This window comes from Trinickia terrae, from assembly GCF_005144415.1.
Lineage (GTDB): Bacteria > Pseudomonadota > Gammaproteobacteria > Burkholderiales > Burkholderiaceae > Trinickia_A > Trinickia_A terrae.
In genome coordinates, this window is the sequence record NZ_SWJE01000016.1 from 56913 (window position 1) to 81544 (window position 24632).

18 protein-coding genes, 6 tRNA genes and 1 pseudogene are annotated in these 24632 nt (G+C 62.2%); 21 read left to right on the forward strand and 4 right to left on the reverse strand.

Features of this window, described 5'->3' with window-relative positions:
- Nucleotides 1-174: 174 nt before the first annotated feature.
- From cysS to FAZ69_RS26585, 7 genes are all read left to right on the forward strand, one after another.
- Nucleotides 175-1572: a cysteine--tRNA ligase gene (gene cysS, locus FAZ69_RS26555; protein WP_136898077.1), complete on the forward strand. Its 1398-nt coding sequence runs from the start codon at nt 175-177 to the stop codon at nt 1570-1572.
- A gap of 47 nt (nt 1573-1619) precedes the next feature.
- Entirely contained in the window at nt 1620-2591 is a 972-nt protein-coding gene (locus FAZ69_RS26560) for a DNA-3-methyladenine glycosylase family protein (protein WP_136898078.1), read from the forward strand.
- A 111-nt stretch (nt 2592-2702) separates the two neighbouring features.
- A complete protein-coding gene (locus tag FAZ69_RS26565) occupies nt 2703-3674 on the forward strand; it encodes an acetyl-CoA carboxylase carboxyltransferase subunit alpha (RefSeq protein WP_136898079.1) in 972 nt (323 codons plus the stop codon).
- A gap of 46 nt (nt 3675-3720) precedes the next feature.
- Complete coding sequence (gene tilS / locus FAZ69_RS26570) at nt 3721-5142, forward strand: tRNA lysidine(34) synthetase TilS (RefSeq protein ID WP_136898080.1); 1422 nt, start codon at nt 3721-3723, stop codon at nt 5140-5142.
- Between the two features lie 388 nt (nt 5143-5530).
- Nucleotides 5531-6781, forward strand: a complete 1251-nt coding sequence (locus FAZ69_RS26575) for an aspartate kinase (protein WP_136898081.1) — start codon at nt 5531-5533, stop codon at nt 6779-6781.
- Nucleotides 6782-6943: 162 nt separating this feature from the next.
- Nucleotides 6944-7037: transfer RNA gene (locus FAZ69_RS26580), tRNA-Ser, on the forward strand.
- 391 nt (nt 7038-7428) lie between these two features.
- A complete protein-coding gene (locus FAZ69_RS26585) occupies nt 7429-7785 on the forward strand; it encodes a hypothetical protein (RefSeq protein WP_136898082.1) in 357 nt (118 codons plus the stop codon).
- Between the two features lie 127 nt (nt 7786-7912).
- Here the strand turns inward: FAZ69_RS26585 and fabI are convergent, their stop codons facing one another.
- Nucleotides 7913-8704, reverse strand: a complete 792-nt coding sequence (gene fabI / locus FAZ69_RS26590) for an enoyl-ACP reductase FabI (protein ID WP_136898083.1) — start codon at nt 8702-8704, stop codon at nt 7913-7915.
- Nucleotides 8705-8824: 120 nt separating this feature from the next.
- Between fabI and FAZ69_RS26595 the strand changes: the two genes are divergently transcribed.
- The 5 genes from FAZ69_RS26595 to FAZ69_RS26615 all read left to right on the forward strand — a co-directional run bounded on the left by FAZ69_RS26595 (nt 8825) and on the right by FAZ69_RS26615 (nt 15469).
- On the forward strand, nt 8825-10768 hold the full coding sequence (locus tag FAZ69_RS26595; protein WP_136898084.1) for an extracellular solute-binding protein: 1944 nt from the start codon (nt 8825-8827) through the stop codon (nt 10766-10768).
- Nucleotides 10769-10834: 66 nt separating this feature from the next.
- Entirely contained in the window at nt 10835-11875 is a 1041-nt protein-coding gene (locus FAZ69_RS26600) for a microcin C ABC transporter permease YejB (protein ID WP_136898085.1), read from the forward strand.
- Between the two features lie 32 nt (nt 11876-11907).
- Nucleotides 11908-13020 carry an ABC transporter permease gene (locus tag FAZ69_RS26605; RefSeq protein ID WP_136898086.1) on the forward strand — a complete coding sequence of 371 codons (1113 nt, stop codon included), beginning with the start codon at nt 11908-11910 and terminating at the stop codon, nt 13018-13020.
- Nucleotides 13017-14660 (forward strand): ABC transporter ATP-binding protein, encoded by a 1644-nt coding sequence (locus FAZ69_RS26610; RefSeq protein WP_240702474.1) that lies wholly within the window; start codon nt 13017-13019, stop codon nt 14658-14660. Before FAZ69_RS26605 ends, FAZ69_RS26610 begins: the two co-directional genes overlap by 4 nt.
- A gap of 125 nt (nt 14661-14785) precedes the next feature.
- Entirely contained in the window at nt 14786-15469 is a 684-nt protein-coding gene (locus FAZ69_RS26615) for a C40 family peptidase (protein WP_136898087.1), read from the forward strand.
- Between the two features lie 169 nt (nt 15470-15638).
- Here the strand turns inward: FAZ69_RS26615 and FAZ69_RS26620 are convergent, their stop codons facing one another.
- On the reverse strand, nt 15639-16604 hold the full coding sequence (locus FAZ69_RS26620; protein ID WP_169708769.1) for a patatin-like phospholipase family protein: 966 nt from the start codon (nt 16602-16604) through the stop codon (nt 15639-15641).
- A 336-nt stretch (nt 16605-16940) separates the two neighbouring features.
- Here FAZ69_RS26620 and gltX point away from each other — a divergent pair, with 336 nt between their 5' ends.
- From gltX to FAZ69_RS26650, 6 genes are all read left to right on the forward strand, one after another.
- A complete protein-coding gene (gltX, locus tag FAZ69_RS26625) occupies nt 16941-18350 on the forward strand; it encodes a glutamate--tRNA ligase (RefSeq protein ID WP_136898089.1) in 1410 nt (469 codons plus the stop codon).
- Between the two features lie 132 nt (nt 18351-18482).
- Nucleotides 18483-18558: transfer RNA gene (locus FAZ69_RS26630), tRNA-Ala, on the forward strand.
- A gap of 140 nt (nt 18559-18698) precedes the next feature.
- A tRNA-Glu gene (locus tag FAZ69_RS26635) sits at nt 18699-18774 on the forward strand.
- A gap of 80 nt (nt 18775-18854) precedes the next feature.
- Nucleotides 18855-18931, forward strand: a tRNA-Asp gene (locus FAZ69_RS26640).
- A 62-nt stretch (nt 18932-18993) separates the two neighbouring features.
- Nucleotides 18994-19069, forward strand: a tRNA-Glu gene (locus FAZ69_RS26645).
- 80 nt (nt 19070-19149) lie between these two features.
- Nucleotides 19150-19226: transfer RNA gene (locus FAZ69_RS26650), tRNA-Asp, on the forward strand.
- 44 nt (nt 19227-19270) lie between these two features.
- Here FAZ69_RS26650 and FAZ69_RS26655 read toward each other — a convergent pair.
- Nucleotides 19271-20243 (reverse strand): annotated as a pseudogene (locus FAZ69_RS26655) (IS256 family transposase); the annotation flags it as partial.
- Nucleotides 20244-20733: 490 nt separating this feature from the next.
- Here FAZ69_RS26655 and FAZ69_RS33620 point away from each other — a divergent pair.
- From FAZ69_RS33620 to FAZ69_RS26675, 3 genes are all read left to right on the forward strand, one after another.
- Nucleotides 20734-21003: a hypothetical protein gene (locus FAZ69_RS33620; RefSeq protein WP_206171239.1), complete on the forward strand. Its 270-nt coding sequence runs from the start codon at nt 20734-20736 to the stop codon at nt 21001-21003.
- Nucleotides 21004-21310: 307 nt separating this feature from the next.
- Nucleotides 21311-22738, forward strand: coding sequence for a DUF1996 domain-containing protein (locus tag FAZ69_RS26665; protein WP_136898090.1), 1428 nt, complete (start codon nt 21311-21313; stop codon nt 22736-22738).
- A 488-nt stretch (nt 22739-23226) separates the two neighbouring features.
- Nucleotides 23227-23691: a GNAT family N-acetyltransferase gene (locus FAZ69_RS26675; RefSeq protein WP_136898091.1), complete on the forward strand. Its 465-nt coding sequence runs from the start codon at nt 23227-23229 to the stop codon at nt 23689-23691.
- Here FAZ69_RS26675 and FAZ69_RS26680 read toward each other — a convergent pair.
- The gene (locus tag FAZ69_RS26680; protein WP_136898092.1) at nt 23656-24540 is read right to left on the reverse strand and encodes an AraC family transcriptional regulator; all 885 of its coding nucleotides are present in this window, start codon (nt 24538-24540) and stop codon (nt 23656-23658) included. The genes FAZ69_RS26675 and FAZ69_RS26680 overlap by 36 nt on opposite strands.
- Between the last annotated feature and the right edge of the window lie 92 nt (nt 24541-24632).

Below are 24632 nucleotides of genomic sequence, written 5' to 3' on the forward strand. Positions count from 1 at the left end.
GCAGACTGTCCATCGCCACTCGTGGTCGTCTCCGCCTCGATCGCAGTTTGACCGCCGCTTCAAGCGTTCACGCTCGCGCACCGGCTCTGTCACATGTCCCGCATTCGTCATGTGTTTCGAATGCGTGGCGTGCGGCGCCAAGTGCGGATATCTCTCGGCCCACGCATCGTCTCTATGGAATCTCTGCGCATCTACAACACGCTCGCGCGTGACAAGCAACTTTTCGTGCCGCGCCGTGAGGGCGAAGTGCGAATGTATGTCTGCGGGATGACGGTGTATGACTACTGCCACGTGGGCCACGCGCGCGTGATGGTCGTGTTCGACATCGTGCAGCGCTGGTTGCGCACGCTCGGCTACCGGGTGACCTACGTGCGCAACATCACCGACGTCGACGACAAGATCATCCGCCGCGCGGTCGAGAACGGCGAGTCGATCAAGGCGCTGACCGGCCGCTTCATCGCGGCGATGCACGAAGATGCCGATGCGCTCGGCATCGAGCGTCCGGATATCGAGCCGCGTGCAACCGATTTCATCCCGCAGATGCTCGGCATGATCGAGAAGCTCGAGGCAAATGGTTATGCGTATCGGGCCAAGGACGGCGATGTCAATTACGCAGTGCGCAAGTTCGCGAACTACGGCAAGCTGTCGGGCAAGTCGCTCGAAGATTTGCGCGCGGGCGAGCGCGTGGCGGCCAACGATGCGAAAGAAGATCCGCTCGACTTCGTGCTGTGGAAGAGTGCGAAGCCCGACGAGCCGGCCGATACGATCTGGGATTCGCCGTATGGACGTGGCCGTCCCGGTTGGCATATCGAGTGCTCGGCGATGAGCTGCACGCTGCTCGGCGAGCACTTCGACCTGCACGGTGGCGGCCAGGACCTGCAGTTTCCGCACCACGAGAACGAAATTGCACAGAGCGAAGGCGCGACCCATCAAACCTTCGTCAGTTATTGGATGCACAACGGCTTCGTGCAGATCGACAATGAAAAGATGTCGAAATCGCTCGGCAACTTCTTCACGATTCGCGACGTGCTGGCGAAGTACGATGCGGAAGTCGTGCGCTTCTTCATTGCGCGCGCGCATTACCGTTCGCCGCTCAATTACAGCGACGTGCATCTCGACGACGCGCGCGCCGCGCTCACGCGCTTGTATGTCGCGCTGAAGGAAGCAAGTCCGGACGACGAGGCGCTCGACTGGAACGAAGCGCATGCGCAGCGGTTCCGCGCGGCGATGAACGACGACTTCAATACGCCGGTCGCGGTGTCGGTGCTGTTCGAGCTGGCGGGCGAGGTGAATCGCACGCGCGATCGAGGGCTTGCTCGCCAGTTGAAGAGGCTTGCGCAAGTCGTCGGCCTGCTCGGCCGCGAGCCGCGCGTGTTTCTGCAGCAGGCGGGCGGCAGCGCAAGCGAAGCGTCGCTCGATGCCGCCGCGATCGAAGCGCAGATCGCGGCCCGTGTCGCTGCGAAGCAGGCCAAGAACTATGCCGAAGCAGACCGGATTCGTGCCGCATTGCTCGAAGCCGGGATTGCACTTGAAGACAAACCGGGCGGGTTGACCGAGTGGCGCCGTGTATGAGCGCCTATCGAACGTCCCTCTGATCGACTCGCCAGGCAGGAGGCAAGATGGCAACGGCCAGGAAGGCGCCGGCTAAACGGGCGGCGCCGCAACAATCCGCGGCAGCAGTGAAGACAATGCGCGCGCGCAAGACGAGCGTGTCGAAAGCATCGCTGGACGACGGCGGCAAAGCGTCTCCGTTGAAGAAGGCGTCGGTCAAACGTTTGCTCAACGGCGCCGCCGGGCACGCGGAGAAGGCGGCGCGCGCATCGAAGGCGAAAGCGTCGAAACCCAACGGCGCGGCAGACGCTCCCGGGATTCAGGAGTTCGCACGCGACGGCGAGGCCACGCGCAAGACGCGCGCGGGCTCGTCGACAGAAGCGGCGGTGCCGGTCCAGATTAGCGCGCGGGCTCCCTCCGACACACGTCCTCCGTACTGGGACGGCGCGTGCGCCGATCTCGTCAAGCGCGACCGCATCCTCAAGAAGCTGATTCCGAAGTTCGGACCGGTGCACCTGATCAACGGCGGTGATCCGTTCGTGACGCTTGCGCGCTCGGTCGTCGGCCAGCAGATTTCCGTTCAGGCTGCGCAGGCCGTTTGGCAGCGCATCGAAGCGGCGTGCCCGAAACTGACGCCGCAGCAGTTCATCAAGCTCGGGCAAGAGAAGCTGGTTGCATGCGGACTGTCGAAGCGCAAGACCGAGTACATACTCGATCTCGCGCAACACTTCGTGTCGGGCGCGTTGCACGTCGACAAATGGATGTCGATGGAAGACGAGGCCGTGATTGCCGAGCTGACGCAGATTCGCGGCATCGGCCGCTGGACGGCGGAGATGTTCCTGATCTTCAACCTGTCGCGGCCCGACGTGCTGCCGCTCGACGACCTCGGCCTCATTCGCGCGATCAGCGTCAACTATTTCAGCGGCGAGCCGGTCACGCGCAGCGAGGCTCGCGAGGTGGCCGCGAACTGGGAGCCGTGGCGCACGGTCGCGACCTGGTATATGTGGCGCAGTCTCGACCCGCTCGCCAACGGCGACTGATGCGGCTAAATTGACTATCGATATCTCGAAATCGATAGTTGTGTTTCGATTTTGACATCGGCGGGCGCGGTTAGAATACGCGCTGCCCGGCAAGTCCAAGGATTCGAACAAATGAAAACCACTTTTCTGGATTTCGAACAGCCAATCGCTGAGCTCGAAGCGAAGATTGAAGAGTTGCGCTTCGTGCAGGACGATTCGGCCGTCGATATTTCGGAAGAAATCGAGCGGCTGTCCAAGAAAGGCCAGCAGCTCACGAAGGATCTCTACGCGAACCTGACTCCGTGGCAGGTTTCGCAAATCGCGCGTCATCCGCAGCGGCCCTATACGCTCGACTACGTGAACGAGCTGTTCACCGATTTTCACGAACTGCATGGTGACCGTTCGTATGCGGACGACTTGTCGATCGTCGGTGGTCTCGCGCGCTTCAATGGCCACCCGTGCATGGTGATCGGCCAGCAGAAGGGCCGCGACACGAAGGAGCGCGCGGCGCGCAATTTCGGCATGCCGCGTCCTGAGGGGTATCGGAAGGCTGAGCGCCTGATGCGTCTCGCCGAGAAGTTCGGCTTGCCGATCTTCACGTTCATCGATACGCCGGGCGCCTATCCCGGCATCGGTGCGGAAGAGCGCGGGCAGTCGGAAGCGATCGGCCGCAATCTCTACGTGATGGCGGAGCTGAAGACGCCGATCATCGCGACCGTGATCGGCGAGGGCGGCTCGGGCGGCGCGCTCGCGATCGCCGTCGCCGACAGCGTGCTGATGCTGCAGTTCTCGACCTATTCGGTGATCTCGCCGGAAGGCTGCGCGTCGATCCTCTGGAAGAGCGCGGCGAAGGCGCCGGACGCTGCCGAGGCGCTGGGTCTGACGGCGCATCGCCTGAAGGCGCTGGGGCTCATCGACAAGATCGTCAACGAACCGCTCGGCGGCGCGCATCGCGACCCGAAGGGCATGGCTGCGCTGTTGCGTCGCGCGCTCGCCGATACGCTGCGCCAGTTCCAGGGCATGAGCACGGCGGACTTGCGCGAGCGCCGTTTCGAGCGCCTGATGGCGTACGGTAAATTCAAGGAAACGACGCCGGGCGCATGACGCGCTCGCAGTTCGTTCGCACTCGGGCGCTGCGCGCCTCGCTGCTGTGACCTCCTCCTCCGATTCCACTGCCGATCACATCGTTCTCGATGCGATCGGCAGTGCGCTTTTGGCGTTGCCCGGCGACGCGCGCATAGCGCTCGCCTACAGCGGCGGTCTCGATTCGACGGTGCTGCTCGATGCGGCTGTGCGCGTCGCCGGGCCTGCGCGCTGCGTCGCGCTACATGTTCATCACGGGCTCAGCCCGAACGCGGATCGATGGCTCGCGCATTGCGAGTCGACGGCGCGCGCATGTGGCGTGAGCTTCGAGGCTCGGCGGGTCGAGGTGACTCGCGAGCCGGGCGAGAGCGTCGAAGCGCTGGCGCGCGACGCACGATATCGCGCGCTCGAGGCGATGTGCGAGCGTCATGGCGCCGCTACGCTGTGGCTTGCCCAGCACGCCGACGATCAGGCCGAAACCGTGCTCCTGCAATTGCTACGCGGCGCGGGTGTTGCCGGGCTCGCGGCGATGGCGCAGGAACGCGCCGAGGGCGTATCGATGGTGCCGCGTGCACGCCCGTTGCTCCATCTGCTGCGAGGACAGCTCGAAGCCTACGCGCGCTCGCTCGACTTGCGCTGGATCGAAGACGAATCGAACACCGACACACGCTACGCGCGCAACGCGCTGCGTCATGACGTGATTCCCGCACTGGCCGTTCATTTTCCCGGTTTTCGCGATGCGCTCGCCCGCACAGCCCGGCATGCCGCCAGCGCGCAGCGTCTGCTCGACGATCTGGCCGAGCTCGACATGCGGACGGTGACGCGCGACGAAGGCCGTGCCTTGTCGCAGGCAGCGCTGCTCGCGCTGGACGACGAGCGCGCGCTCAACGTGCTCCGTTTCTGGATGCGCACGCTCGGCCTGCCCACGGCCTCGGCCGGCCGCCTCACCGATGCCTTGCGCCAGTTGCGCGATGCGAGCGGCGATCATCGATTGCGCGTCGATCACGCAGGGCAATGCCTGCGTCTTTACCGCGGCGAAATCTATTGGGAAGCGGGCGACAGCGCCGACTCCGCCGACGAAACCGCGCTCGCTGTCAGGCCGCCGAGCGAATTGGCTTGGCGTGGCGAGGAGGTGTGGCGCTTGCCCCTCTGGCGCGGCTCGTTCGTCTTCGTGCCGGCTGCGGGCGACGCTCCCGACGCGGTTTCGGAAGCGCTGTTGCAGCAAGCGCCGCTGACAGCCCGTTCGCGCGCGGGCGGCGAGCGCATGCGAGTGGCGCCGCACGGTCCGACACGCACGCTCAAGAATCTGTTCCAGGAGCTCGGCGTGCCGTCGTGGAAGCGGGACGTCCCGCTTGTCTATCTTGGCGACCACTTGCTGTTCGTGCCGCTCATCGGCTTGAACCGAGACGCGCTGCGTGGCGAAGCGCCACTACGGACGGGACAGCCGAGCCGGCGCATCGAATGGCGTCCCGATCTGATCGTCGCGTAATGGAGGCGGCGGCCCGGTACGCCGCTGGCGCGTGCCGATCTTTTGCGCCACAAGCTCCCGCCGTAAGCTCCTTGCGGCGCTTTCCGTCAAAGCCTGCCTCGCTCCGGCTTGTCTTTTCGGCGTCTATCGAGTACGCTCAATCGTTTGCTCAATCCGCTTTTGTTTCCGCTTGGCGCATTGTTTTGGCGTTTTTTGCGCCCTTTTGCGGTTTCTTGCGTCCATTTAACGAGCAAACCCGCGCATGCCGGCAGGCAACGCGTGCATGCTTCGCCGCCACCCATCGTCGTCGTCCTAAGCTCATAAGGCGTGTGACCGAACGGCAGTCTTGCGGTCCGCTGAGCGCATTCAGGTCAGTCAAGCGCGGTTACTCTTTCAGTTCAGAACGACAATGGCACTCATCGTACATAAATACGGCGGCACCTCGATGGGCTCGGTCGAGCGCATCAAGAACGTCGCCAAGCGCGTCGCGAAATGGCACCAGGCCGGCCACCAGTTGGTCGTCGTGCCGTCGGCGATGTCCGGCGAAACCAACCGGCTCCTCGGCCTCGCCAAAGAGATAACGAGCCAGCCGAGCCCGCGCGAACTCGACATGATTGCGTCCACCGGCGAGCAGGTGAGCGTCGGTCTCTTGTCGATCGCATTGCAGGAGTTCGGCGTCGAAGCCGTCAGCTACGCCGGCTGGCAGGTCCCGATCAAGACCGACAGCTCCTTCACGAAAGCCCGCATCCACGCGATCGACGACGAGCGCGTGATGCGCGACCTCAGCGAAGGCAAAGTGGTCGTCATCACGGGCTTCCAGGGCGTCGATCCCGAAGGCCACATCACGACGCTCGGCCGCGGCGGTTCCGACACCTCGGCGGTCGCGGTCGCGGCCGCGCTGAAAGCTGAAGAATGCCTGATCTATACAGACGTCGACGGCGTCTATACGACCGATCCGCGCGTCGTGGACAGCGCCCGCCGGCTCGATCGCGTGACGTTCGAAGAAATGCTGGAGATGGCGAGCCTGGGTTCGAAGGTCTTGCAGATCCGCTCGGTGGAGTTCGCCGGCAAATATCAGGTGAAGACGCGCGTGCTGTCGAGCCTGACAGATCCGCAGATCCCGCTCGAAGAGGAAATGAAGTCGGGCACCCTGATTACTTTTGAAGAAGACGAGACCATGGAAAAAGCAGTCATCTCGGGCATCGCGTTCCAGCGCGACGAAGCCCGCATCGCGGTGATGGGCGTGCCCGACAAGCCGGGCATCGCGTATCAGATTCTCGGCCCGGTGGCGGACGCGAACATCGACGTCGACATGATCATCCAGAACCAGAGCGTGCAAGGCAAAACCGACTTCACGTTCACGGTCGGCCGTGGCGACTATCAGCGCGCGATGGACATCCTCGTCAACCAGGTAAAGGGCCACGTCAGCGCGGAGCAGGTGCTGGGCGATCCGAAGGTGTCGAAGGTGTCGGTGGTGGGCGTGGGCATGCGTTCGCACGTCGGCATCGCGAGCAAGATGTTCCGTACGCTGTCGGAAGAGGGCATCAACATCCAGATGATCTCGACCTCCGAAATCAAGATCTCGGTGCTGATCGACGAGAAGTACATGGAGCTCGCCGTGCGCGCGCTGCATAAGGCGTTTGAACTCGATCAGGCGTAATGGAAATGAGGTAGGCGGTGGTGTGAGCACGGTGCGCGCAATACATCGCGCAGCGAATGGGCAAACCTGGCGAGAAAATTGCGTCATACGTTTGACCTTCGGCCGCGAACCCGCTATTATCTTGGCTTCGTCGCGCTGACTCCCTGCGCGAGCGAAGGTTTGGGAGACGTGGCCGAGAGGTCGAAGGCACTCCCCTGCTAAGGGAGCATCTGGGCCAAAACCTGGATCGAGGGTTCGAATCCCTCCGTCTCCGCCAGCAATGGTGGCGAAACCCCGTAGAGTTGCGGCTCTACGGGGTTTTGTTTTTTTGCGGGTCTTTTGCTGTGCATTCCGCAGATCGAGTTGCGACGATTTGCCGCTTTCTTCATTCTCATTCGATTTTAATTGGGATCGCTAATCAAGCCCTTCCTGGATAAAAGAATTAGAAAGGCACCCTCAAGGGCTGCATTGGCAAGCCGATATTCGCGTATAGATTGTTTGCGCGCGGGTGCGTCTGTGCTGGATCACCCATTCATGTAACGAAACGTAACGTCCGTTGGTCGTGGGCGATCTTGTGCATCAGTCGTTACAAGTTTGAAATACGCCGGACGGGATCCGTGCGCTATATTGCGCCCAGCAACACCACATTTCGCACAAAAGGTGAGTCCATGAAATCCGCACGCATTCTTTCACTGCTCGTCGGGGGGCTGGCAATTGGCGTTTCGAGCGCCGCCATGGCGCATGTGGACGTCGGTATCAATATCGGCATCCCGGCGCCGGTGTACGTCGCCCCCGCACCGGTCTATGCGCCGCCGCCTCCGCCGCCCGTCGTCTATCAGCCAGCGCCTGTGTATGTCGCGCCGGCGATCGTGATCGGCTGGCACGGTGACCGCTACTGGGACGGTCGCCGCTACTGGGGCCGGGATGACTGGTATCGCCACCATGGCGGTCCGGACCACGGCTGGCATGGTGATGAGGGCTGGCATGGTGAGCATCGGGGCTGGCACCACGACCACGACGACTGACGCACTGCCGGTGACGTCTGCGTGATGCAGCGTGAGATAAAAGAAACCGCCCGTAAGGGCGGTTTCTTTATGGGGGGCATGGCGACCGCTTCAAGCGCTGCTCGCCATTTAGCGCATATTGGCCGGCTTACTCGCTGGCGGCCGCCATCCCGCCGACCACCGCGCTAAAGCCGCTGTCGACGTGCATGATCTCAGCCGTCATGCCGCTCGCCAGGTCGGACAGCAGGAACGCGCCCGCATTGCCGACTTGCTCGATCGTGACGTTGCGCTTGAGCGGCGCGTTTTCTTCGACGAAGTCGAGGATCTTGCCGAAGCCTTTGATGCCGCTCGCAGCGAGCGTCTTGATCGGGCCGGCGGAGATGGCGTTCACGCGAATGCCTTTCTTGCCGAGCGAGACGGCGAGGTAGCGCACGCTTGCTTCGAGTGCAGCCTTGGCCACGCCCATCGTGTTGTAGTTCGGAATCGCCTTTTCCGCGCCTAGGTAGGAGAGGGTGAGCAAGGAGGCGTTTTCCGACAGCATCGGCAGCGCGGCTTTCGCGAGCGCGGGGAAGCTGTACGCGGAAATGTCGTGGGCGATGCGGAAATTTTCGCGCGTCATGCCGTCGAGGAAATCGCCCGCGATCGCCTCGCGCGGCGCGAAGCCGATGGAGTGGACGAGGCCGTCGAGGCTAGGCCAATGTTCCTTGAGCGATGCGAAGACGCCTTCGATCTGCGCATCGTCGGCGACGTCGCACGGAAAGACGAGGTTGCTGCCGAATTCGGCGGCGAATTCGGTGATGCGATCCTTGAAGCGTTCGCCGACGTACGTAAACGCCAATTCGGCGCCTTCGCGTTTGCAGGCCTGCGCGATGCCGTAAGCAATCGAGCGGTTCGACAGCAGTCCTGTCAGCAAAATGCGTTTACCAGCGAGAAAGCCCATGAATTCTCCTAATGAAGTCGGCGTGCCGTGCCGCTGCGCAAATGTGCGCGCTGCCGGCCGGTGCGGGATTTTGGTTAGAATTCTCTCACATTGCAAACACCAACTGACCAATAAGCCAATATGACGATCGGCTCGCGCTGGGCCTCTCCACGTCGCGCGCATCGGCGCGCTTCCACTTGCACGCGCTTGCGCGACCGTCTTTCGCTTCGTACGCACGCGCTCGTTGCACGCGTTTTGATCGCTGTTTGTACGTCGCTGGGGCTCTTCGCACCACATGCCGCATATGCGGTCTACGCGATCGCCCAATACGGCGAGCCGAAGTATCCGCCGGACTTCAAGCACTTCGACTACGTGAACCCCGATGCGCCCAAGGGCGGCACGCTGGTGCTCGCGAACCCGGATCGGCTTACGAGCTTCGATAAATTCAATCCGTTCACGATGCGAGGCAACCCGGCGCCCGGCATCGGCATGCTGTTCGAGAGCCTGACCACGGGCAGTTCGGACGAGGTGGCGTCGGCCTATGGCCTGCTCGCCGACGACATCGGCATCGCGCAGGATCGCTTGTCGGTTACGTTTCATATCAATCCGCGCGCGCATTTCTCGAACGGCGACCCGGTAACGGCCGATGACGTCAAGTATTCGTTCGATACGCTGACGAGCAAGCTGGCGGCGCCGCAGTTCGCGGCCTTCTTTGCCGACATCAAGCGCGCTGTCGTTGTCGATCCGGCGACGGTCCGCTTCGAGTTCCGCCAGCCCAACCGCGAGTTGCCGCTGCTCGCGGGCAGCATGCCGGTGTTTTCTCACAAGTGGGGCATGAAGCCGGACGGCAGCCGCATTCCGTTCGATCAGCTCGCGTTTCAAAAGCCGATCGGGAGTGGTCCGTACCTGGTCGAGAGCTACTCCGGCGCGCGGACGATCACCTATCGGCGCGATCCTTCTTATTGGGGCGCGGCGCTGCCGGTGCGCGTCGGCACCAATAATTTCGAGCGCATCACCTACAAGCTGTACTCGGACAACACCGCGCGGCTAGAGGCGTTCAAGGCGGGCGAGTACGACGCGCTCGTCGAATACATCGCGCGCAACTGGGTGCGGCGCGACGTCGGCAAGCGCTTCGACAACGGCGAGCTGATCAAGCGCGAATTCCGGCAGCACAACGGCGCAGGAATGCAGGGCTTCTTCATGAACCTGCGCCGGCCGCTTTTCCAGGACGTGCGCGTGCGCGAGGCGCTCGATCTTGCGTTCGACTTCCAATGGCTGAACCGGCAACTGTTCTTTGGCGGCTATACGCGTCTTAACAGCTACTTCGCCGATAGCGACATGCAGGCGAGGGGCATGCCGAGCGCGGGAGAACTGGCGCTGCTCAATCCGTTGCGCGCACAACTGGATTCCGCCGTGTTTGGCCCGATGGCCGTCCAGCCTGATACGGACCCGCCCAATTCGTTGCGGGCGAATCTGCTGAAGGCCCGCGCTCTGCTGGCGGAGGCTGGGTGGACCTATCGCGACGGCGCGTTGCGCAACGCGAAGGATCAGCCGTTCACGTTCGAAATTCTCGACGACAGCGGCTCCGCAGGTGGGATGGAGCCCGTCGTGACGGCTTACATACGCAACCTTGGCAAGCTTGGCATCACGGCGACATTCCGCACCGTCGATTTCGCACTGATCCAGAAGCGCTATGAAGCCTTCGACTACGACATGACAACAATCCGTTGGCCGGGCTCGCCCGTGCCTGGACAGGAGCAGGTCAGCCGTTTCAGCAGCAAGACGGCGGACGAGCAGGGCTCGGACAACATGTTCGGCCTCAAGTCGCCCGCGGTCGACGAGCTTTTATCGGAGCTGGTCCACGCGCAGACGCGCGAACAACTGACCGACGCGGCGCGCGCGCTCGACCGTGTGCTGACGCGTGGCTACTACGTGGTGCCGCATTGGTACAGCGCGACGCACCGGATTGCGTACAAGCGCGAACTTGCTTATCCGAAGACGTTGCCGCTGTACTATGAGGCGAACGACTGGATCGTGTCGGAGTGGTGGTTCACGCAGCCTTCGCCGGCGCAGCCGGTGAACTGACTCCGGCGCGCTTGCCGCGACTTCCAGTCCTGCTTAACGGTTTTGCTCGCTCACGGGTGACGGTCTATGTGGAGCTACATTCTCAAACGCGTGCTGCTGATGATCCCGACGCTGCTCGGCGTGTTGACCATCACGTTCGCCGTGATCCAGTTCGTGCCGGGCGGGCCCGTTGAGCAGGCAGCGTATGAGCTGAAGAAGGGGCAGGCGGAAGGGCACGCGCCTTTCGGGCTGCGTGCGCACACGGGCGTCGACGCGCAGCAGATCGCGCAATTGAAGGCGCTCTACGGCTTCGACAAACCCCCGCTCGAACGCTATTGGCTGATGCTCTCGCGCTTCGCGCGCTTCGATCTCGGACAAAGCTATTTCCGTCACCAGAGCGTGTGGTCGCTGATCGTGTCGAAGCTGCCGGTTTCGATCAGCATCGGCCTATGGACATTCTTTCTCACCTACCTGATATCCGTCCCGCTCGGCATTGCCAAGGCCGTGCGCAACGGCTCGCCGTTCGATATCTCGTCGAGCGTCGTCGTGCTCGTCGGCTACGCGATTCCCGGTTTCGTGCTCGGCGTGCTGCTGCTCGTGCTGTTCGGCGGCGGGTCGTTCCTGCAGCTCTTTCCGCTGCGCGGCCTCACGTCCGACAACTTCGCGCAGCTGAGCCTCGCCGGCAAGATCGTCGATTATCTGTGGCACATCACGCTGCCGATCACGGCGTCGGTGGTCGGCAGCTTCGCGGTCGTCACGATGCTGACGAAGAACGCGTTTCTCGACGAGATCCACAAGCAATACGTGCTGACCGCGCGCGCGAAGGGCCTCTCCGAGCGCCGCGTGCTCTGGAAGCATGTGTTTCGCAATGCGATGCTGCCGCTGATCGTCGGTTTCCCGGCTGCGTTCATCGGCGCGTTCTTCACCGGGAGCCTGCTGATCGAAACGCTTTTCTCGCTCGACGGCCTCGGCTTGCTGTCGTATGAATCCGTCGTGCGGCGCGACTATCCGGTCGTACTCGGCACGCTCTATCTCTTCACGCTGATCGGGCTCGCGACGAAGCTCATCTCCGATCTCTGCTACGTCTGGGTCGATCCGCGCATTCAATTCGAACAACTGGAGCGCTGAAATGAAGCCGCTCCCGACACCCGCCTACTGACATGAGCCGAGTCCGTCCCCGCAACGATAGCGACGCGCAAGTCCGCACCGAGCCCGCGCGCGCGTTCGTCTCGCCGTCGCCGGCGCGCCGTGTGTGGCTGCGCTTCAAGCAGCAGCGTCTCGGCTACTGGAGCCTCATCGTCTTCGCCGTCGCGTTCCTTGCGAGCCTGGCGGGCCCGCTGTGGTCGAACGACAAGCCGCTCGTCGTGCGCTACGGCGGGCATCTGTATTTTCCGATCGTGAAGACCTATGCGGAGACGGCCTTCGGCGGCGACTTCCCGACGCCCGCCGACTACCTCGATCCCTATGTCCGCCATCGGCTCGATGCACCCGGCAGCTTCGCGATCTATCCGCCGAACCACTACTACTACGACACGCTCAACTACTTCTCGAACCAGCCGAACCCGGCGCCGCCATCGCGCGAGAACTGGCTCGGCACCGACGCGCAGGGGCGCGACCTGTTCGCGCGTCTTCTCTACGGCTTTCGCGTGTCGGTCGAATTCGGTCTCGTGCTGACCTTCATCGGCACCGTCATCGGCATTCTCGCGGGCGCCGTGCAGGGATACTTCGGCGGCCGCATCGACATCACCGGACAGCGGCTCATCGAAATCTGGAGCTCGCTGCCCGAGCTCTATCTGCTGATCATCTTTGCTTCGATCTTCGAGCCGAGCTTTTTGCTCTTGATCGTGCTGCTTTCGCTGTTCGGCTGGATCGGCTTGTCGGACTACGTGCGCGCCGAGTTCCTGCGCAACCGCACGCAGGACTACGTGCGCGCGGCGCGCGCGATGGGGCTGTCGAACTGGCAGATCATCTGGCGTCACGTGCTGCCCAACAGTCTCACGCCCGTCATCACGTTCTTGCCGTTTCGCATGAGCGGTTCGATTCTTGCACTGACGAGCCTCGACTTCCTCGGCCTCGGCGTGCCGCCGCCGACACCGAGCCTTGGCGAATTGCTCGCCCAAGGCAAGGCGAATCTCGATGCCTGGTGGATCTCGCTGTCGACGTTCGGTGTGCTCGTGGCGACGCTGCTGTTGCTGACGTTCATGGGCGACGCGTTGCGCAACGCCCTCGATACACGGATCGCCGATGCGATGCGCGCCGGAGGCAACCAATGAGCACGCCGATGACGCCGAATATGAATTCGCGCGACGCGGCCGCGGGCGAGCCGCTGCTGTCGCTTGAGCGCCTGCGGGTGAGCTTTGGCGAGACGCTCGCCGTCAACGATGTCACGCTCGCGATCGGTCGCGGCGAGCGTGTCGCGTTGGTCGGCGAATCGGGCTCGGGCAAGAGCGTGACCGCGCTCGCGATCCTGCGCCTGTTGCGCGATGCCGAAGTGAGCGGCTCGATCCGCTTTGCGGGCGAAGACCTCGCGCAAAAGAGCGAGCGCGAGATGCGCGGCCTGCGCGGCTCGGATATCGCGATGATCTTCCAGGAGCCGATGACGGCGCTCAACCCGCTCTACACGATCGGCGATCAGATCGCGGAGACGATCGAGCTGCACGACGGCCTGCCGCCGCTCGAGGCGAAGAAGCGAGCGGTCGAGCTGCTCGCGCGCACCGGCATCGCCGAACCGGGCAAGCGCGTGAACAGCTACGCGCACCAGCTGTCGGGCGGCCAGCGGCAGCGCGCGATGATCGCGATGGCGCTCGCGTGCCGGCCGCGCCTGTTGCTCGCCGACGAGCCCACGACCGCACTCGATGTCACGATCCGCGCGCAGATCGTCGACCTGCTGCTGGAACTGCAGCGCGACGAGGCGCAAAAGCGCGGCATGGCCGTGCTGCTGATCACGCACGACCTGAACCTCGTGCGCCACTTCGCGCAGCGCGTGGCGGTAATGGAGCAGGGCGTGCTGGTCGAGAGCGGTCCTGTCGATCAGATATTCGCCGCGCCTCAGCATCCGTATACGCAGCGGCTTCTGAACAGCCGGCCGCAGCGGGCCGTCGAGCCGGTGCTGCCGATCGCGCCCGTCCTGCTCGAGGCGCGCGACGTTTCCGTCGCGTTTCGCACCAAGCTGCCAGGTTTTGCCGGATGGTTCCGCTCCGGGCGCTTCTCTGCGGTAGCGAACGCGAACGTGACAGTGCGGCAAGGGGAGACGCTCGGCATCGTCGGCGAGTCGGGCTCGGGCAAGTCGACGCTGGCAATGGCGCTGTTGGGATTGCAGCGGACCTCGGCAGGCGGGGTCGAGTTCCAGGGGCGGCCGCTCGCGAGTTATCGCGGACACGAGCAGACGGTGCTGCGCTCGAACATGCAGGTCGTATTTCAGGATCCGTTCAGTTCGCTCTCGCCGCGGCAGACCATCGAGCGGATCGTCGGCGAGGGATTGGCGCTGCACCGTCCGCAACTCGACGCCGCGGCGCGGCGCGAAAAAGTCATCGCGGTGTTGAGGGAAGTGGGGCTCGATCGTACGGCGCTGACCCGCTATCCGCACGAATTTTCGGGCGGGCAGCGTCAACGGATCGCGATTGCGCGGGCGCTCGTGCTCGAGCCGCGCATCCTGATTCTCGACGAGCCGACGAGCGCGCTCGACGTATCGATCCAGCAGCAGGTCTTGAAATTACTCGCGAATCTGCAGAACAAATACAACCTCGGTTTCGTATTTATCAGCCACGACCTCGAGGTGATTGGCGCGATGGCCCATCGCGTCATGGTGATGCAGGATGGAATGATCGTCGAAACGGGGGATATCGCAAAAATCTTCTCCGAGCCGACTCATCCTTACACTCGAAAGCTACTGAAGGCGGCATTGCAAGCGTGATTTCTCCCAATGAGGGGGGTATCTCAATTGTATTTTTTAATTTGTTTTGACATTTCTATACTTACTGGCTAGTATCGTCCAAACTTTTCGCAATCCACTGATTCTTAAGCAAAATCTACCGACCAATGCAGCACCGATACCTAGCCCAGGTTTGCACGCGAGCCGTCGCCGGGATGTTCATTGGCGTACTGATGGCCGCAGCTCCCGGCGCATTCGCCGACGAAGTAAGCAGTTTTAATCAGAATGCCGCAAATTTGACTCAGAACGGGTCGAATTCGCTGTCTCCCGATCTTTCCCTGAATTCCCAAGCGGACACCGCGGCCCCATCAGCCGGCGGTGCGAAGTCGTTTCTGGCTGGCATGGCCGGCAAGGCTGGCGATGTCGTCGTCGGCGCGCTGAACATGATTGGCGTGCGATACCGCTGGGGCGGCAATACGCCGGATTCCGGCCTCGATTGCAGCGGCTTCGTGCGCTACGTGTTCCAAGACACGCTCGGCCTTGCATTGCCGCGCCGCGCAGAGGAAATGAGCCGCGTCGGCGAGAAGGTTCGCATGAGCGAATTGAAGCCCGGCGATCTCGTCTTCTTCAACACGATGCGCCGTACGTTCTCGCACGTCGGCATCTACATCGGCGACAACAAGTTCGTGCATTCGCCGTCCACCGGCAGCACGATCCGCGTCGACGATCTGGATGACAGCTATTGGGAAAAGCGCTTCACGGGCGCACGCCGCATCGAGACGCAGTTTCCGTTGAAGGCTGACGATCTGCGCCAGCGTGTGAATGCAGCGCTGGGCGGAAACGGCAACTGACGTTTGCCGCTGCTGCTCCGGCAGTCGCGACCGTTCGATCCCGCTCAAAGCGAATACAAAAGCCTGCTTCATTTGAAGCAGGCTTTTGGCGTTTTCGCGCAATGCCGATTGGGCGGCGAAGTATCTGCGGGGCGCGCAGCAATGGCGCGCCAACCCTCCGCCGCACTGATTACGCGGCCGCTGCGTGGCTCGCAGCCAGCTTGCGCTGCAACTCAGCAAAACTTTTCGCGACCGCCTCCTCGCCCGCCAGAATGGCCGCGTTGCGCTGCCCGAAATCGCTGCCGCCCATGGCCGCGAGATTCGGGCGAATCACGAAGTCGGCGTACTTCTCCAGCTCGTAGGTCTTGATCGTCTGCCCCATGATCGTGAAGGTCTGGAGCAGCACGTCGAACGAGCTTTGCGTGAGCGCCGATTCGGGACGTGCCGAAATGTCTACCGCGATCACGAAGTCCGCACCCATCCTGCGTGCGAACGACGCGGGCACCGGGCTCACGAGCCCGCCGTCGACGTACTCGTGTCCGCCGATCTTCACCGGCTCGAAGATCGACGGCACGCTGCACGACGCGCGCACCGCAATGCCGGTATTGCCGCGCTGGAAGAGGATCGGCTGGCCGCTCCTCAAGTCGGTCGCGACGACGCCGAGCGGCTTGGCCATCTTTTCGATCGGCCGGTTGTTGAGCGTCGTGTTCAGGTAGTTCTGCAGCGCCACACCTTGCAGGAAGCCGCGCGCGCGAAACGGCATCGCCCAGTCGCTGATCGAGGCTTCGTCCATCGTTAATGCGAGCTTGTTGATCGCGATGCCGCTCATGCCCGAGGCATACAGCGCGCCGACGACCGCGCCCGCGCTCGTTCCGCACACGATATCGACCTGGATGTTGCGCGCTTCGAGCGCCTTGATGACGCCGATATGCGCGAAGCCGCGCGCTGCCCCGCCACCGAGCGCGAGCGCGACACGAAGCGGGCGTTCGCGTGTCGCGGCGGCTGGCTGCGGCGCGGCAGGCGGAGCAGCCGGGGCAGTGTTTGCGACCGATTCACTGCTGGTTTTGGTGCCGGTCGAGGCGCAAGCGGACAGCACGGCCGATGCGCACGCAAGCGAAAATGTGCGGCGGGTGAGGCGAGGGGACGAGGGCTTCAACGATTTCTCCAGCGGCGGCGCACGGCCCGGCTTCGATTCGGGCGGACTGCCGGCCAGCTCCGGCAAGTTCGGTATCGGCGCCGCAATCAAGCAAAGATGGCCGCGCGTGGGCGGCCGTATCGCGCCTGACGCGTGGCGCGGCGCGCGGACATCATAAAGCAAAGCGTGGCAGACGAACCGCGGCATGGAGAAAAGTCGCCGGCGGTTATAATTCCCGTTTATTTCGAATCGATTCACCGCGCGACACGTGCGCTGCTTTCCGCGAATTCGCGAGCCGGCAGCGAGCTGCGACTCCATCGGCGATCGCGCGTCCCGTTCTCGAGTTTTCAATTGCCTATGACCACCTCCGTTCGCACCCGCTTCGCACCCAGCCCGACTGGCTTCATCCATCTGGGCAACATCCGTTCCGCGCTTTACCCGTGGGCGTTCGCGCGCAAGATGAAGGGGACGTTCGTGCTGCGTATCGAAGATACCGATGTCGAGCGTTCGACGACGGAGGCCGTCGATGCGATCCTCGAAGGGATGGCGTGGCTCGACCTCGATATCGACGAAGGCCCGTTCTACCAGATGCAGCGGATGGACCGCTATCGCGAAGTGCTCAAGCAGATGATCGATCAAGGGCTCGCGTACCCGTGCTACATGTCGACGGAAGAGCTCGATGCATTGCGCGAGCGGCAGCGTGAAGCTGGCGAGAAGCCGCGCTACGACGGCACGTGGCGCCCGGAGCCGGGCAAGACGCTGCCGCAACCGCCTGCCGGCGTCCAGCCGGTGATGCGCTTCAAGAACCCGCTGACGGGCGTCGTCGCGTGGGACGACGCGGTGAAGGGGCGCGTCGAGATCTCCAACGAGGAGCTCGATGACCTCGTGATCGCCCGGCCGGACGGCACGCCGACCTACAACTTCTGCGTCGTAGTCGACGATCTCGACATGCGTATCACGCACGTGATCCGCGGCGACGACCATGTCAACAACACGCCGCGCCAGATCAACATCCTGCGCGCGCTCGGCGCCGAGCCGCCGGTCTACGCGCACTTGCCGACGGTGCTCAACGAGCAGGGCGAGAAGATGAGCAAGCGTCATGGCGCGATGAGCGTGATGGGGTATCGCGACGCAGGCTACCTGCCTGAAGCGGTGCTCAACTACCTTGCGCGGCTTGGCTGGTCGCACGGCGATGCGGAGGTGTTCTCGCGCGAGCAGTTCGTCGAGTGGTTCGATCTCGAGCATCTCGGCAAGTCGCCGGCGCAGTACGACCACGACAAGCTCAATTGGCTCAACAATCACTACATCAAGGAAGCGGACAACGCGCGCCTTGCCGACCTGGAGAAGCCGTTTCTCGCGCAGCTCGGCATCGACGAAGCGGCGATCGCGGGCGGCGCGGATCTCGCTGGTGTCGTCGCGCTGATGAAAGACCGCGCGACGACGCTCAAGGAGATCGCGGATAACGCCGCGATGTTCTATCGCGTGCCGGCGCCTGAAGCCGAAGCGCTCGCGCAGCACGTCACTGAAGCGGTGCGCCCGGCGCTTGCCGAGTTCGCTTCGGCATTGCGCACGGCAGAGTGGACCAAGGAGGGCATTTCTGCCGCGCTGAAGGCGGCGCTGACAGCGCACAAGCTCAAGATGCCGCAACTGGCGATGCCGGTGCGCCTGCTCGTCGCCGGCACGACGCATACGCCGTCGATCGATGCGGTGCTGATGCTGTTCGGTCGCGATGTCGCGGTGAGCCGCATAGAGAAGGGGCTCGCGTAAGCGGCGCTTCTGCAATGGGCCATGTACGCATGCAGCTCCGAAAAAGCTGCATGCAAAAAATTTTCACAAGAAAGCGAGTAGGGTATTTACAGAACGGAAATCGGTCTCTACAATCTCGTTTCTGTTCTGCAAGGGGGTATAGCTCAGCTGGGAGAGCGCTTGCATGGCATGCAAGAGGTCAGCGGTTCGATCCCGCTTACCTCCACCATCAGAACAAGTGAAGTCGTTTCGCAGAGCGGTATGCAGCGGTAAAAAAGACTTCACAAGCAGTAGTTAAGCAGTTAGAATAGCGTTCTTCGCTGATGACGAAAGTTAGCGGCGGAAACGAGACAGATCTGAAAAGATTTTGTCCCCTTCGTCTAGAGGCCTAGGACATCACCCTTTCACGGTGAGTACAGGGGTTCGAATCCCCTAGGGGACGCCAAGACATCGGTGTCGCTTCGGAAGAGAAGCAGCGCAGCTTGTGAGAAAAGACCGACGCTCACGAGCCATGGTGTAAAGACTGGAGTGGTAGTTCAGTCGGTTAGAATACCGGCCTGTCACGCCGGGGGTCGCGGGTTCGAGTCCCGTCCACTCCGCCAGACAAAGCCCGTTCAGGTCACGCTTGAACGGGCTTTTTCATTAAAGGTGTAAGCAGTACTTTGTCCCCTTCGTCTAGAGGCCTAGGACATCACCCTTTCACGGTGAGTACAGGGGTTCGAATCCCCTAGGGGACGCCAGAACATCTGCGTCGCTTCGAAAGAGAAGCAACGCAGCTTGCGAGAGCCGACCGACGCTCGCAAGCCATGGTGCAAAGACTGGAGCGGTAGTTCAGTCGGTTAGAATACCGGCCTGTCACGCCGGGGGTCGCGGGTTCGAGTCCCGTCCGCTCCGCCAAGACGAAACCCGTTCAAGTGCAAGCTTGAGCGGGTTTTTCTTTAATAGGCGATTTTTCTGATATCCGGCGCGAAGGCGAAGAACGGAATCACCCGCTCCCAGGCCCGCCGCCAGAGTATCGCGATGGGCGGGTATTTCGTGTTCCACGGGCCGGCACCGAACGCGTCCAGCGCCACGGCGGCAGCTTCGTCTGTCGGCGCCCGATAGACTTCCTTGCGCGCCGCCGGGACCGATTTGCGGTCCTTCCAACTCGCGAATTCGAGCGAATTGCGGATCAGATGCACGATGCAGCTCTGCACCGTCATTTCCGGGAACACCGCGTTGATCGCTTCCGGGAAGCCTTTTAGCCTGTCGACCACGGCAATCAGGATGTCTTGCACGCCGCGCGTACCGTCGCGGCGCACGCCCAGTGCCAGGTAGATCGCCTTGTTGCGCACCAAGCCTTCGTCGCGAATCTTGACCCGCAGCGCGTCGAAGAACACCACCGGGTACATCGGCTCCAGCGGCCGCTGGAGCCATACGCGGATCTGATCGATGACCGCGTCGATCACCATGCTGATGAAGTCTGGCGACACCTCGATGCCGTACATCTCCAACAGGAAACCCTGAATTTCCCGCACGCTCATGCCGCGCGCGTACATCGCGATGAGCTTGTCGTCGAACCCGGTGAAGTGTCGCTCGCCCTTGGCGATCAGCACCGGGTCGAACGTACCTTCGCCGTCGCGCGGGATATCGACGTCGAACGTGTCGTCGTCCGTCGTGATGCGCTTGTGGCTCGTGCCGTTGCGGTGAGATTCGTGCTGCTTTCCGGCTTGGCTTCGCCCTTCTCGTAGCCGAGATGATGCGTCAGCTCGGCGCCCAGCGCACACTCGAAGCTCGCCTTTTTGAGCGCCGCGAGTTGTTCGTTGATCGTTGCACGATCCGGCGTTCCGAGGACCAACTGCTTGATCAATTCCGGGACAGATTCAGCCCCTTGCCCGGTTCTACCGTCGTTTCTTCCTTACGTTTACGTGGCATAGAGCGACTCCTTGGCCGCCAAGTTTATGCCTCACACACAAGGTTTCGGACAGGCTCCTGGATGGGCGCGCCCCGGCTCTCATAGCCTCAACTGCTCGAACCGTCCGATGCGGACCAGTATGCCGGGCAGTGTGCGAGGAGATCGGTCCGACAACTGATTGCCCCTATCCCGATCATGCGACGGCACAACCCTGTTTCGTTTTCGTTAGAGACTGCTTGACCAGGAAGATCAGTCTACAGAAATGAATTGTCTGTTTCTTGAATGAATTCCCTCCTTTGCCTAATCTGACCGAGCAAAAAGGTTGGATGACGATATGGGGGTGTATCGAATGGATAATTCACACTCTGTGTTATTGACGGTTTTTATATTAACTCCAGGGAAATCTGTTTTTAATTAAAAATGGGGGTGGCCGGTTGCCGAGCGCGTTTTTCCCGTTTCTCATGGAAAACATCGTTTTCAATGCACGCTTGGATTGAGGATTACTCTGAAATGGACGAGGCAGCGGTATTTTCATTTGGGCCGATTGCTCAATTGCATCCTTATGCCGGAATTTCGGAGGGCAATGTCTTCTTTGCAGGGGGAGCACACATCGTTGAAACATGCATGGATCGAAGGCGTCTTGGAATCGGCGGTTCGGGCTTCGCTGGAAATTTTGCATGGAGCGGCTTGATCGGCTCGCACTGCTGGAGTAGCCGTTTTGCCATGCGCCGGCTTCAAATTCATCCCCAGCCTGGCGCGCTAATCCATCGCTTGGCTTAAGCAAAGCGATTAGCTTGTCACTCAGGCAGAGCGATTGGTGTGCAATGGTTGCTCGAGGTCCTTGTGCGTGTGTCATTTCTCTTGGCCTTTAGGGGAGCTTTGCGCGTGCCTATCCTGCCGCCAGCCTTGTTGCGCACGCGAGATCCCGCTGAGCAAGCGTCGCACCCAAGCGCTTTTTGCTTTGGTTCGGCAATGGCACGACGTTTTCTTCGCGATGCCGAACAGCCGCATGCTTTATCAACCCAAGTCAGCCCGTGACGTTCGAAGAACGACATAGGGCATTTCATAGGCTCTCAAGGAGAACATCATGAAATGGATTAGGATCGGGGCGTTTTGGGCCGTGTGCTGCATATCCAGCGCGGCGTCGGCAGGCACGAGCGGCCAATTCAATGTGGAATGCCCCCTTTCCCATACGCTGGCTGATGATGCCATCGTGTATCCTGGTCAGCCGGGTATTGCCATGTGGCACGATTTCTTCGGCAACAAATCGGCAAATGCGTTTACCACAGGCAAGAGTTTGTTGGCACAGCCTGCTACCACGTGCGACAACTATGCGGACGCTTCTTCGTACTGGGCGCCCTCGCTGCGGCTTGCGGATGGCCGCGTCATCCGGCCGATGTACCAGAAGACGTACTACAGGGCCATTGGTGTGGACAAGTATCCCGTCTCGCCGCTGCCCGATGGTCTGCAATTGCTAGCGGGCAATCATCACGGCTTTGAGCCGTCGGCTCCCATTACCTTCATTTGCTCTGGTCAGAATTACAGCAAGACGATTCCCGCCGGGTGTACACCGAACGAGCAGGGGTTCGTGCAGTTCAACGTTGCGGTGCTGTTCCCGGATTGCTGGGACGGCCAGCATCTTTCACCCATTTTCGGGAAGCAGCCGCTGCAGGTTCAGCGCGAACGCGCCATGTCCGGGCGGCAGGGCAACGCGGTGTATAGCGACAGCACCGGCAAATGCGCTGCCAACTACGTCCATATTCCCCAACTGAATCTGAATCTGGCCTATAACCTTGGAACGACAACGAACCTGGATGGCGCGCAACTATCGATGGACCCGACCGTTGTGGACGGCAAGGTGGTGCAAGAGAATTGGGGCTCGCTGTACACGGCTCACGCCGATTTTGTCAACGGCTGGCAGAACCATGCTGCGCAGTACATGGTGACGTATTGCCTGAACAAAGGCTGGGCATGCGACAAGCGAATTCCCTTCGATTACAGCGAAGCGCTTGCCGATACCACGCTGAGCAATTTGCGCCCCAATGAAAATACCGGCAGTGCGCATCAAATCCATGCCAAGGCGCGTTACAGGGGCGATGCCGATCAGGAAATCGCTCTACTGCGCTTTGCCGTGCCTGACAAGCCGGACGTTCGTGCATTGCCCAACCCGAAATACGCTGTCCAGCTCTATGGCGCCAATGCTTCCACTAACTCGGCGCGTATCATTGCCCTGTTCGAGACCGACGATAACTGGGATGAGGCGAGCGCTACCTGGAGCAATACGCCTCTTTGTCCCGATTCCGGACGTGTTTCCACGATGTATTTGAACAACGTTCCGGCCTATCGTACGTTCGACGTGACGGATTTTGTCAAGGATGCCCAGGCCCAGGGTAAAAAGACGATTTCATTCTGCGTGCGAGGCACCGACGCCAAAGAAGACATTTCCAGCGTATTCGCTTTTGATTCTCGCGAGGGTGCCAACCCGCCGCTACTGATCCTGCCGTCCAATCCATGACGGGAATGAGCGCGCTCTGTTTCTGGTGGCCCGCCTGGCGTGGGCCATTCGTCTTTATGCGCCCGGCTTGGGCGCACTCCTTTGGGAGGAGGTCCTGGCATAAGCGGATCATGGCGAATGAAGTGAAGCGCAACTGAATGAGGGGGAGCGGGCGTGGGGAGGAAGCGGGAGCATAAATCGCGAGCCGATGAACAAGAACCGCATGGAAGGCGCTGCCGAGCAGGGCGAGCGGGCAAAGAACCACGAAGCTCTCATGACCAGGGCGAAGCGGCGTAGATGTGGCGGTTGTGGGAGGGGCCCGGTCAGACAACTGACCGCCTCTATCCCGATTTCGCCTCATGTGCCGTTTGCCTGGTCGTCCAAGGGCGTTGCGGCAGCGCACGAAAACGCCTGTCGCACATCCCATCGTTCCGGGGACAAACCGCACTTGCCATCGCGCGTGGGCTGCCTTAACGTCGGCGGCATAACGTCTTCCGATTGCCGCAGCGATGCTCGACCCGACCGACGTCCCTTGTCCGTTCCATCTGCGTGAAGCCTCGTCCGACGATTTCGAGTTCGCCGAGGCGCTCACACGCAACAACATGGGCGGCTATTACAAGCGCCATCATCTGATCTGGCGTACCGACCTGTTTCTGGCCAGTTGGCGCGAATCGGAAAACTTCATCCTCGAAGAAAACGGCGAGCCGATCGGCGTGTTGCGCATCACGGAGGAGGGCGACTCCCTCCATATCCGCGACGTGCAAATTGCCGAAGGGCATCGGCGCCACGGTGCCGGCACGTACTTGCTCGATACGTCGCATCGCTGGGCGCGAGCTCGGGGCCTGCGCGAGTCGCAGTTGCGCGTGTTCGTCGACAATCCGGCCGCGCGGCTGTATCTGCGCATGGGCTATCGGGTCGCCGGCCCGCGGCTGGCCCAGCTAGGGGCCATCCGGCACATGGTGCGGCGTGTTTGATGCGTCGTCGGTCGTTGGATCGGCTGCCTGGCGTTCGGCGCCGCGCATCATGAATGCGCGCGGGCTTTCGCCAAACGCTCGCCGGAACATCGCCGAGAACGCGCTTTGGCTTTGGTAGCCCAATTCCTGCGAAACGTGCGATAGCGCCCGTCCCTGGTGGAGCAGCGGGATCGCGCGCGCTAGCACCGCCTGCTGTCGCCACTGCGAAAAGCTCATTCCCAGTTCGTTGCGAAAGAGTCGCGCGATCGTGCGCGTGCTGGCTCCGACACTCGAGGCCCAGCGCTCGAGCGGGTCGGTGTTCGCGGGGTTGGCCAGCAGCGCCTCACACAGCGCGCGCAGACGCTTCTCCGCAGGCATCGGCACCGAGAGCGGCAGCGGCACCGAGCGCGTCAACTCGTCGAGCGCGAGCGCACCGAGGAGCTGTTCGCGCGCAGGCGGCAGCTCGGGTGTATCGATCGATGCGATGAGCTCGCGCAGCAGCCCGGACACCTCGACGACGCGGCACGCATCCAACCCTGGCGGCACCGCGGATTCGTCGATATAGAGCGTGCGCAGGTAGGCGTCCTCGACGATCACGACTTCGTGCAGGATGCGCGGCGGCACGAAGATCGCGCGCGACGGCGGGACCATCCACGTGCTGTCGGCCACGCCGACCCGCAGCACGCCGCGCGACGCATACGCGACTTGCGCCCACGCATGCGTATGCTGCGCGATGCGCTCGCCGGCCGGCATCGGGCGCGAGCGGACGCGAATCGGATGCTTGGGCGTCGGCGCGAATTCGGGCGGGATGTCGGCGAAGTGGACGCGTGTCGACGGGGCGGCGGGGGACGAGATGGCTGGCTGGGTCATGGTCGTGGCAGTGGGTTCGCAAGCCGTGACGAGCGGCGAACGACTCGCCGCGATCACGAAGATGAAGGCCCGCTGCCGTTGCCTTGCGGGCT